Below are 10,223 nucleotides of genomic sequence, written 5' to 3'. Positions count from 1 at the left end.
TCCTTGTTTTAATTAGAAAATAACTTACTTTTTTTAATATCAAAAACCTTGTTTAAAAATACTGGTTTCTAGGTCACGACTGAGTTGTCGTTAGACACAAGTATCAATTCCCAAACTTTCCACTTACTCCACCGTCACACTCTTCGCCAAATTCCTCGGCTTGTCAACATCACAGTCCCGGTGTAAAGCAGCGTAGTAAGAAATTAGTTGCAATGGTACAACAGAGATAAGAGGTGTTAATAGTTCGTGCACAGCTGGAATGACAAAAGTATCTTCTTCCGCTTCCAGACCTTTCATAGAGATGATGCACGCGTTGGCTCCTCGGGCAGCGACTTCTTGGACGTTGCTGCGGATGTTTAAATTAACACTTTCTTGAGTAGCTAAGGCGATAATTGGTGTGCCGTCTTCGATTAAAGCGATCGTGCCGTGCTTTAATTCGCCTCCTGCAAACCCTTCTGCCTGAATATAAGAGATCTCCTTCAGCTTTAGTGCTCCTTCAAGACCGACATAGAAGTCTAGTCCACGGCCAATGAAAAATGCATTGCGAGTAACGGATAAAAATTCACGGGCAATTGCTTCGAATTCTTCTTTTTCATCACAGAGCACTTCCATCGCATTCGCAATGATGCCAAGCTCTCGAGAAAGATCAAGATCCATTTCTATTCCACGGCTCTTTGCTGTAACCTCAGCTAAAATCGCTAATACCGCAAGTTGTGCTGTGTACGCTTTTGTCGAAGCAACAGCAATTTCAGGGCCAGCATGAAGCAGTAACGTGTAATCCGCTTCACGGGAAAGTGTTGAGCCAGCCACATTTGTAATCGTAATCGCTTTATAGCCCATTTCTTTAATTTTCACAAGTACAGCACGGCTGTCGGCAGTTTCCCCGCTCTGTGAAATAAAGATGAATAGAGGTTTTTCAGGAAGCAACGGCATGTTGTAGCCAAACTCACTGGAAATATGCACTTCTACCGGAATTTTCGCCATTTTTTCAATGAATTGTTTCCCAACGAGTCCAGCATGGTAGGACGTTCCCGCTGCAATGATGTAAATACGATCTGCCTCATTCATTGCTTGTAGAATTTCGCCATCAATTGTTAAAGCTCCCTTTTCGTCCTGGTAGCTTTGAATAATTTTCCGCATCACTAAAGGCTGTTCGTCAATTTCCTTTAACATATAGTGCGGATATGTGCCTTTTTCAATGTCGCTTGCATCTAATTCTGCTGTATAAGGATCACGGGTGATTTTTTCACCATCAAGGTTCATGATCGTCACGTCATCTTTTCTCACTATGACGACTTCTTTGTCCATTAACTCTACATATTGATCCGTTACTTGAAGCATCGCCATTGCGTCTGATGCGACCACATTAAATGTGTCACCTAATCCGACTAGCAGCGGGCTTTTATTTTTCGCAACGTAGATGGTTTCATTATCCTTTTCGTCTAAAAGGGCAAGTGCATACGACCCATTTAATTGCTTAAGCGTTTTGCGAAACGCTTCTTCAGTTGTTAGTCCTTCATTCGCGAGCAATTCAATCAGCTGAACGATGACCTCCGTATCTGTATCACTGTTAAAAGGAACGCCTTGCAAATATTCGCGCTTTAGGATTTCATAGTTTTCAATGACACCATTATGAACCAGAGTAAAGCGCCCTGATGCGCTTTGGTGCGGGTGAGCATTGGCTACACTTGGCACTCCATGTGTAGCCCAGCGAGTATGACCTATTCCTAGCTCGGCATAAACATCAAAATCAACCATGTTTCTTAAATCAGCAATACGGCCCTTTTCTTTAAAAACATGTACAGTGTTCTCGTTCATTACAGCAATTCCTGCTGAATCATATCCTCTATATTCAAGCTTTTCTAAGCCTTTAAGCAAAATTTCTTTCGAATCAAAATTTCCAATATATCCTACGATACCACACATACTTCTTTTCCTCCTAAATCGGAAGGGGCAAGAAGCCTTTTGGGACAGTCTTGCCCCTCATCTCTGTAATTGATCTTCTGACGTTTTCTTTTGACAAGCGACTAGTAATGTTGTTTTTTACAGTGGCTGTTTTCATCAAACGTCATTTTTAATAATTAGCATTCCCATCTCTTTGTGCATTAAGTTACCCTAATGTTTTATAGATGGAATAACGGTTTGCTTTGAACCGGGAGGCATCCGCCGAACATTTCGATAAACCTCCTCCTCGTCAACTAATCCACTTCCGTTCTGAATTAGTCCAGGCGCTTCAATATTAATTTTTTTTACAATAAAACGGCCCACCTTTCCATTTATTTTAAAAAACAGTAATATCATACACACAAAAAACTCTTTCGTCAATTGAAAAATAGAGGAAAAAAACTCCCTATACAATAAAAATATGCATAAGAGAACGGTTCGGTTCCCTTATGCATAGCCTGTTTACTCTTCATTCAATCCCATTTCTTCTACGACCACAGCAGCAATTCTCTCCACATAGGAGTTGCATAGCTCTTCTGTTGGCGCCTCGGCCATCACACGAACAAGCGGCTCTGTTCCAGATGGTCTCACCAAAATGCGGCCATTTCCACTCATTTCTTTTTCAACCTCTGAAATAATCGCACTTACTTTTTCATTATCTGTCACATGGTGCTTATCTGTCACACGAATATTCACAAGCTTTTGCGGGAACTTTTGCATTTCCTTTGCAAGCTCTGATAATGGCTTTTTCGTCATTTTCATGATGTTTACAAGCTGAAGACCTGTTAGGAGCCCATCGCCTGTCGTAATATAATCAAGGAAAATGATATGGCCGGATTGCTCGCCTCCAAGATTATAGCCATTCTTCTTCATTTCTTCTACTACATAGCGGTCACCAACAGCTGTTGGAATGCTTTGAATGCCGTTCGCCTCCAGCGCTTTATAAAAACCAAGGTTGCTCATAACAGTCGAAACCACTGTACTATGGCGCAGTCTGCCTTGTTCTTTCAGGTATTTCCCGCATATATACATAATTTGATCGCCATCTACAATGTCGCCATTTTCATCTATCGCAATAAGGCGATCTCCATCCCCATCAAATGCTAAACCGACATCTGCTCCCTTTTCCTTTACAAATGCAGCAAGCGTCTCAGGATGTGTTGATCCTACACCTTCATTAATATTTAATCCATTAGGAGAAGCTCCAATCATGGATAGATCTGCATCTAAATCGGCAAATAAGTGTGATGCAAGGGAAGATGTCGCTCCGTGAGCACAATCCAAAGCAATATGGATGCCGGAGAAATCCTCATCCACAGTTTGCTTCAAAAATTGCAAGTATTTCTGTCCGCCCTCGAAATAATCATTCACCTGTCCAAGCTCGGCTCCGACCGGTCTTGGCAGCTGATCTTCCTCTTGATCCATAAAGCTTTCGATTTCATTTTCCTGTTCATCAGATAGCTTAAACCCATCAGGGCCAAAAAACTTAATTCCGTTGTCTGCCACAGGATTATGTGAAGCAGAAATCATGACGCCCGCTTCTGCCCCAAGTGCTTTTGTTAAATAAGCAACACCAGGCGTTGAAATGACGCCAAGACGCATGACCTCTGCTCCGATAGATAATAGACCAGCAACGAGTGCCCCTTCAAGCATGTGTCCAGAAATACGAGTATCGCGGCCAATTAATACTTTTGGACGGCTTTTATCTCTAGTCAGAACATATCCTCCAAAACGCCCTAATTTAAAAGCTAACTCAGGTGTCAACTCGCTATTTGCGACTCCACGTACCCCATCCGTACCAAAATATTTTCCCATTAATGCATACTCTCCTTTAAACATTATTTATATTAAATCTCTTTTTGTGTAATCGTAACTTTTGCTACATCCGTTGCCAGATTCCATTGAACATTTGAAGGACCATTTACATTAATTTTGACGTCATGGTCTCCCGCTTCTATATTAGATAAATCAAGAAAAACAAGAAAATCACTAGCTTTTAATTGCTTAATCATTTCGCTTTTTCCTGTAACAGTTAGGCTGGCACCGTTATTTGGCGATAACACTTCTGCCTCATATTGGTTAGGGAGGCCCGAAAAACTGATTGGAAGATTAGAGAAAGTTTTATTCTCATCCGTTTCTACAGTTTGATCTCCCTCTTGTGGAATTTCACTTGTTTGGATCGCTACTCTGATCGTTTTTGGATTCACCTCAATAATTCCTTCAGAAATGATGACAGGCAGTGATATTTCCGTATCTTCATTGATTTGGCTAACATCTACTTCGACCCTTACGCTGTCCGTCCTATCTAACACATCCTGTGCAGCAAAAATCTTAGCCTCTTTTATATCAGGTGTAATGGAATCAATCTTGATGTTCGCCGGCGGACTGCCTTTTTCTATCACCTTAATGGGAACTGTTTTACTCAAGCTTTTCACTGGGATGATGACATCAACCATTTCATGTTCTAATAAAACATCAAGCTTATTCATATTCCGATCTAGCACTTGAATCTGTGCTTCTCTTCGAACAGTCTCTTTTATAGTCCCCCTTATATTCACTGTCGCTTTTACATAGCTAATTTTGTCAATGACATCCTTAGCTCCCGTTATTTTTATACTTTTCGGCTCTGCCTCAGGAGGCTCGGAAATATAGCCCGCCTCTAACAAGGTCTTATCAAATTCTACATCTACTTTAAAATCCTTTGTTACTTTCTCCTGAATGCTGACATTTACATAGGCAGGATCAATTGTCGCTTTCAGCTTGTCTGATAAATTTCGAATTTCCAACGGAACGCGTTTTGTGCCAATGGCAGCATTTGTTAAGTCCACATATACTTCGAAATTACGTTGCGCTTTTGCGGGTTGCAATAGATTCTTTGGACCTTGTATGGTCACTTTCACCGTTTCCGGGACGCCTGTTACTACAAGATTGTCAGTATCATAATAGCTTTTAACTGGTATATCCGATAGAATTTCATAATCCTCCCCGCTAGGCACATTAATGTTGGAAACGTCCTTTTGTGGATCATAAACAGAAGTAAAGAGAAGCATGGCAAGAATTAATGCGGTAATCTTCATAAACCAGCGTGTGCCAATCAGCTTGTCAATTAATTTATCCATTTTTCTTCGCCCTCCAATTCCAACGAGCGGAAGAAGCTTGTTTAACTCGGTTTTGTGTAATCAATTCCGTTGTTAACATTTCCTTAAAGTCATCAGATTGTAAGTCACGGTGAAGTTCGCCATTTTTTGTTAGCGAAATACTGCCCGTCTCTTCTGAAACAACTACCGTTACACTATCCGTTACTTCACTAATCCCTAGTGCAGCCCTGTGCCTGGTTCCAAGCTCCTTCGAGATAAATGGACTTTCTGACAAAGGAAGATAGCAAGCAGCAGCAGCCACCTGATTTTTTTGTAAAATAACAGCCCCATCATGCAATGGTGTATTAGGGATAAAAATATTGATCAGTAATTCTGACGAAATTTTTGATTCTAGCGGTGTGCCTGTTTCGATATAATCGCCCATTCCGGTTTCCCGTTCAATGGAAATTAAGGCCCCAATCCGGCGCTTAGCCATATAATCGACAGCCTTCACAATCGATTCAACCAATTTTTCCTGATCTTCTGACTCCTGATTGCCTGTTCTAGAAAAAAATCGTCCCCGCCCAAGTTGTTCAAGGGCTCTTCTTAACTCAGGCTGGAAAATGATTGCAATCACTACAAATCCCCAAGTAAGTACCTGCTGCATCATCCACCCAAGTGTCTGGAGGTGGAAATTATCACTGATTACCTTTACAAGAAGAATAACAAATATTCCTTTTACCAATTGAACGGCTTTCGTCCCTTTGACAATGACAATCAGTTTATAGATGACATACCAAACGAGGAGAATGTCAACAGTATTTGCTAATAATTTCAGTATAGAGAAATCTGAAAACGACATTATCCTTCCTCCAAATATATATTAAAAGCATCATTATTCATTAACATAGCTTTCATATTATACCATAAAGCATGCAATACCACCCGTCTGGATACTGTTAACTTTCCATATAAAATAACGGAATCCTGCCTAAAAGCAAGATTCCGTTGTAGAATGATTGTTTGTTATTGAACCGTCTCAGGCTCACTGCCTTCAAATATGCTAACTACCTCTTTAGCTGTTTTTTTGATATGATACCACATCCAGTCAAAAACAGCATTCACCTCTTTTATTTCCCCTGTGACTTTTCCAGCCGATGCCAAATATTTCTCTCCGTTAATAACGGTCACATTTCCTTCAACTTGTCCTTCTATTTTTAATTTGCCATTTTTAACGATGACGTCACCCTTGACTACCTCTCCTTCAGGAACAATGACTGTGTCATTTTGTACTACGAGATTGGGCTGTCTCGACACAGAGAATTGATGATCTTGTTCCCACGAGGAAATGATGCTTCCCATCATGAGTACGAGGAATAGAGATGCAGCCGTCACTAGCGGATGCTGTCTAATCCAGCGCTGGAAACCGACCTTCCGCTTCTCCTTTGGCAATTTGGCCATCACTTTTGCGGTAAAATCGGATGGCGCTTGTATATGTGAAGTGCTTCTGACAAGTGCAATAGTCTTTCGTAATTCATGGAAATGCGCCTGGCATTCTTTGCAGCTTTGCAAGTGCGCTCTTAACTCTGCTTCATGTTCGGCTGAGATCTCTTCATCTAAATATTCATGCATATAAAGAATCACTTCTGCTGGACACTTCAAAGTTCTCACCCTCTTCATAATCAAATTCGCCTTGGCTTATTTGCGCCCAGATTTACCTGAGCTCGCTCGATAAATTCCTTAAAAAATCGAAAGGCTCGCCGGAGGCTTTACTTTATTCAGCCAATGTTTGAACCCCATTTACATTTAACTCGCACCTATGAAGGTGGGAATTTATTGCTGAATAAAGTTATACGTGTCGTAATTGGGTTCTTAATGCTTCTCTTCCCCGATGAATTCTTGTTTTAACCGTACCTAATGGCAAATCTAATATCTTGCTTATTTCATTTAAGGAAAGTTCTTCAATATATTTGAGAACAATCACTGTACGGTATTTTTCTGGGAGCTTGGAAATTTCTCTTTGAATTGTCTCTTGCAGCTCCAGACTTTCAAGATCCTCCTCGGGCAGACTCGTATCTGCAGCAATTTGCGAATACATCGTTAACCCGTCAGTCCCTGCTACCTCTGCATCTAAATAATAATCAGGTTTCTTCTTCCTCATTCGATCGATGCAAAGATTCGTAGCAATTCGATAAAGCCATGAAGAGAATTTCAGATTTATATTGAAACTATGAATGTTCACGTAAGCTCTTAAAAAAGCCTCCTGTGCAATGTCTTCTGCTTCATGTCTATTTCCCAGCATTCTATAGCAAATCATATATACTTTTTCTTTATAGATTTCTACTATTTCTGCATAGGAGTCTTGATCCCCTTTTAGTACCTGCTTAATCCTTTTCTTTACGATTGTCTCCATTTTTCTTTTACCTCCGCTCTAATGCGGCTAATCGATATTACGATCGATAGCGGAAAAGGTTTCACTTTTTTTTAAAAATACTAACCATATCTATATTAACAAATATTTACTGCTGGTGTTTAATAATTTTATTTTACGGGGATTATAGTAAGTAAAATTTGAGGATTGCCAAAGATGTACGTCCTAAAGCTTTTCTATTTCGAAATTCAGGCAGTTATAAATAGGTATATCCAAAAGCAAAAAAGGGGTGGTCTCATGTGTGATTGTAAACTATTAAAGGATATAGAAGATTGCAGAAGAGAAATGATTTATTTAGCATCCTCCTCTTCTCTGTGTAGTCAACAAGTAGTAGACATGAGTACAAAACTGGACAGGCTGCTCAATTTATACTACACCCAGAATAAAAAAAATTAGGCAGGGCTTTTTGTTGAGCCACTGCCTGGTATTTTTTATAGAAGCTTTTCGCCAAATAATGAACCCATTAAAGCAACAGCAACAGATGCTGTTTTATTCTTTTCATCTAAAATCGGATTTACCTCAACAAATTCAGCTGAGGTAATCAACCGTGCTTCCGCTAGCATTTCCATGGCTAAGTGGCTTTCCCGGTAGCTGATTCCGCCAATAACCGGAGTTCCTACTCCAGGTGCATCATGAGGATCTAACCCATCTAGATCAAGAGACAGATGGACCCCATCCGTTTTCTCTTTTAAATAGTTAATCGTTTCTTCCATAACCTTCGTCATACCCAAGCGGTCGATTTCATGCATCGTATACACTTTAATTCCCAGCTCTTTTATTAATTCCCTTTCGCCCTCATCTAAAGAACGAGCTCCAATAATGACAATATTCTCTGGCTTTACTTTCGGAGCAAAGCCACCCACATTGGTAAGCAATGGATGACCCATGCCTAAACTAACAGCAAGCGGCATCCCGTGAATATTTCCTGAAGGAGAAGTCTCTGCCGTATTTAAATCCCCATGGGCATCATACCAAATGACGCCTAAATTTTTATAGTGCTTAGCAACCCCAGCCAGTGTGCCAATCGCAATGCTGTGATCACCCCCAAGTACAAGTGGAAACGCTTGATCCTCAATGGCTTGATCCACCTCTTTAGCGAGCAATTCTGTTTTCTCAGCAATTAATTTCAAATTGCGCAGGTTGGAAACCGGATCAACCTCTACTTCTGGTCTCCCTATAGCAATATCTCCCTTGTCATGAACTTCATCAAACAATGCTTTTAACCGCTCATTTACTCCTGCATATCGAATAGCACTAGGCCCCATATCAACTCCACGTCTAGCTTGACCCAAATCCATAGGCATCCCAATAATCGCCAACTTATTCATAAAAAAGCCCTCCCTAAGCCAATAAATCATTTTCTACCTTTATTTTAACCCCATTGAAGGAAATGACTCAACTCGACAAAAATCTGTATAAATATACGGAATATTAGAAATTAAATGGGTGTTCGGCTGATTGGACGGGATAGAATCTATTATTGGTGACCGGTCGTGCTCTTTTTCTGACGGGACGGGCACCAGTAACCCTTATTGGTGACCGGTCGCTCTCTTTTTCTGACAGGACGGGCACCTAAACCAATTTTTGATGACCGGTCGCTCCTTTTTTCTGACTGGACGGGCATCAGAAACCCTTAATGTCGACCGTTTCCTCTCTTTTTCTGCCGAGTCGGGCACTATCCCGCTTCTTATCGTTCGTTCTATTATATTAGGTAAACGAGAACCTAAAGAAGGTTAAAACCAAAGAAGACCCTTAGGAATAATATCCCTAAAGGTCTTCTTTAGAAAACGAAGTGAGCCATGAAGGACTCGAACCTTCGACCCTCTGATTAAAAGTCAGATGCTCTACCGACTGAGCTAATGGCTCATTTGAAAAATGGCTGGGCTAGCTGGATTCGAACCAACGCATGTCGCAGTCAAAGTGCGATGCCTTACCGCTTGGCTATAGCCCATTGATTAAACTACATAATTTACAAAATAAAAAGGACTAATTATAACATGTCCATTTTTAATGTTTTTATTAAAAATAAATGGTGGTGGGGGACGGATTCGAACCGCCGAACCCAAAGGGAGCGGATTTACAGTCCGCCGCGTTTAGCCACTTCGCTACCCCACCAAATTATAAGATGCCGGCCAGAGGACTCGAACCCCCAACCTACTGATTACAAGTCAGTTGCTCTACCAATTGAGCTAGGCCGGCAAAATAAAATAATCATTTCTAATTTAGTTTTTGCTGATAACTGTGCTCCAAAGCCCTACGGTCTTTGTCGCAGATTTTAAAGGTTTGCCATTCGAGGGAGAAAAGCTTCGTTGCTGCAAGCTTTTAAAATCCTCTACCAATTGAGCTAGGCCGACATATTAATTACAATTGTATAAATGTTATGGTGGAGGATGACGGGATCGAACCGCCGACCCTCTGCTTGTAAGGCAGATGCTCTCCCAGCTGAGCTAATCCTCCAAATGGTGACCCATACGGGATTCGAACCCGTGTTACCGCCGTGAAAGGGCGGTGTCTTAACCGCTTGACCAATGGGCCATATATTAATATTAAGGTAAGCTTCCAAGCGGGCTCGAACCGCTGACCTCTTCCTTACCATGGAAGTGCTCTACCTGCTGAGCTATGGAAGCATCACAACTACCTGCTCAAATATATCATCAAAAAAATGGCTCCGCAGGTAGGATTCGAACCTACGACCGTTCGGTTAACAGCCGAATGCTCTACCACTGAGCTACTGCGGAATATTATAAAAAAGGCCTAGCGACGTCCTACTC

General features: G+C 41.1%; 9 protein-coding genes and 8 tRNA genes. 1 reads left to right on the top strand and 16 read right to left on the bottom strand.

Going from position 1 to position 10,223, the window contains the following annotated elements:
* Positions 1–123: 123 nt before the first annotated feature.
* From glmS to sigW, 7 genes are all read right to left on the bottom strand, one after another.
* Positions 124–1,926 (bottom strand): glutamine--fructose-6-phosphate transaminase (isomerizing), encoded by a 1,803-nt coding sequence (glmS, locus tag V7164_RS12480; RefSeq protein ID WP_335347338.1) that lies wholly within the window; start codon positions 1,924–1,926, stop codon positions 124–126.
* A gap of 189 nt (positions 1,927–2,115) precedes the next feature.
* On the bottom strand, positions 2,116–2,301 hold the full coding sequence (locus V7164_RS12475; protein WP_335354242.1) for a hypothetical protein: 186 nt from the start codon (positions 2,299–2,301) through the stop codon (positions 2,116–2,118).
* A 105-nt stretch (positions 2,302–2,406) separates the two neighbouring features.
* Positions 2,407–3,759, bottom strand: coding sequence for a phosphoglucosamine mutase (gene glmM / locus V7164_RS12470; RefSeq protein ID WP_335347337.1), 1,353 nt, complete (start codon positions 3,757–3,759; stop codon positions 2,407–2,409).
* Positions 3,760–3,791: 32 nt separating this feature from the next.
* Complete coding sequence (locus V7164_RS12465) at positions 3,792–5,063, bottom strand: CdaR family protein (RefSeq protein WP_335347336.1); 1,272 nt, start codon at positions 5,061–5,063, stop codon at positions 3,792–3,794.
* Positions 5,056–5,883 (bottom strand): diadenylate cyclase CdaA, encoded by an 828-nt coding sequence (gene cdaA / locus V7164_RS12460; protein WP_335347335.1) that lies wholly within the window; start codon positions 5,881–5,883, stop codon positions 5,056–5,058. The genes V7164_RS12465 and cdaA overlap by 8 nt, the downstream gene beginning before the upstream one ends.
* A 164-nt stretch (positions 5,884–6,047) precedes the next feature.
* On the bottom strand, positions 6,048–6,683 hold the full coding sequence (locus V7164_RS12455) for an anti-sigma factor (protein WP_335347334.1): 636 nt from the start codon (positions 6,681–6,683) through the stop codon (positions 6,048–6,050).
* A 187-nt stretch (positions 6,684–6,870) separates the two neighbouring features.
* The gene (gene sigW / locus V7164_RS12450; RefSeq protein ID WP_335347333.1) at positions 6,871–7,434 is read right to left on the bottom strand and encodes an RNA polymerase sigma factor SigW; all 564 of its coding nucleotides are present in this window, start codon (positions 7,432–7,434) and stop codon (positions 6,871–6,873) included.
* Positions 7,435–7,608: 174 nt separating this feature from the next.
* Between sigW and V7164_RS12445 the strand changes: the two genes are divergently transcribed.
* A complete protein-coding gene (locus V7164_RS12445; RefSeq protein WP_335347332.1) occupies positions 7,609–7,848 on the top strand; it encodes an aspartyl-phosphate phosphatase Spo0E family protein in 240 nt (79 codons plus the stop codon).
* 35 nt (positions 7,849–7,883) lie between these two features.
* Here the strand turns inward: V7164_RS12445 and rocF are convergent, their stop codons facing one another.
* The 9 genes from rocF to V7164_RS12400 form a co-directional block, all read right to left on the bottom strand.
* Positions 7,884–8,780, bottom strand: coding sequence for an arginase (rocF, locus tag V7164_RS12440; RefSeq protein WP_335347331.1), 897 nt, complete (start codon positions 8,778–8,780; stop codon positions 7,884–7,886).
* Between the two features lie 465 nt (positions 8,781–9,245).
* Positions 9,246–9,318, bottom strand: a tRNA-Lys gene (locus V7164_RS12435).
* Between the two features lie 10 nt (positions 9,319–9,328).
* Positions 9,329–9,403: transfer RNA gene (locus V7164_RS12430), tRNA-Gln, on the bottom strand.
* Between the two features lie 79 nt (positions 9,404–9,482).
* Positions 9,483–9,567: transfer RNA gene (locus V7164_RS12425), tRNA-Tyr, on the bottom strand.
* Between the two features lie 11 nt (positions 9,568–9,578).
* Positions 9,579–9,651: transfer RNA gene (locus V7164_RS12420), tRNA-Thr, on the bottom strand.
* 182 nt (positions 9,652–9,833) lie between these two features.
* A tRNA-Val gene (locus V7164_RS12415) sits at positions 9,834–9,909 on the bottom strand.
* A 3-nt stretch (positions 9,910–9,912) separates the two neighbouring features.
* A tRNA-Glu gene (locus tag V7164_RS12410) sits at positions 9,913–9,987 on the bottom strand.
* 19 nt (positions 9,988–10,006) lie between these two features.
* Positions 10,007–10,079 (bottom strand) — tRNA-Thr (locus tag V7164_RS12405).
* Positions 10,080–10,115: 36 nt separating this feature from the next.
* Positions 10,116–10,190, bottom strand: a tRNA-Asn gene (locus V7164_RS12400).
* Positions 10,191–10,223: the final 33 nt, after the last annotated feature.

It is taken from the genome of Bacillus sp. JJ1474, from assembly GCF_036965225.1.
GTDB lineage: Bacteria > Bacillota > Bacilli > Bacillales > Cytobacillaceae > Cytobacillus.
This window is presented reverse-complemented; position numbering and strand designations above follow the sequence as displayed.

Bases quoted from the DNA above. Each gene is read 5' to 3' on its own strand.
- glmM (WP_335347337.1), bottom strand. From the start codon at position 3,759: ATGGGAAAATATTTTGGTACGGATGGGGTACGTGGAGTCGCAAATAGC.
- sigW (WP_335347333.1), bottom strand. From the start codon at position 7,434: ATGGAGACAATCGTAAAGAAAAGGATTAAGCAGGTACTAAAAGGGGAT.
- V7164_RS12465 (WP_335347336.1), bottom strand. From the start codon at position 5,063: ATGGATAAATTAATTGACAAGCTGATTGGCACACGCTGGTTTATGAAG.
- glmS (WP_335347338.1), bottom strand. From the start codon at position 1,926: ATGTGTGGTATCGTAGGATATATTGGAAATTTTGATTCGAAAGAAATT.
- rocF (WP_335347331.1), bottom strand. From the start codon at position 8,780: ATGAATAAGTTGGCGATTATTGGGATGCCTATGGATTTGGGTCAAGCT.
- V7164_RS12445 (WP_335347332.1), top strand. From the start codon at position 7,609: ATGTACGTCCTAAAGCTTTTCTATTTCGAAATTCAGGCAGTTATAAAT.
- V7164_RS12475 (WP_335354242.1), bottom strand. From the start codon at position 2,301: ATGATATTACTGTTTTTTAAAATAAATGGAAAGGTGGGCCGTTTTATT.
- cdaA (WP_335347335.1), bottom strand. From the start codon at position 5,883: ATGTCGTTTTCAGATTTCTCTATACTGAAATTATTAGCAAATACTGTT.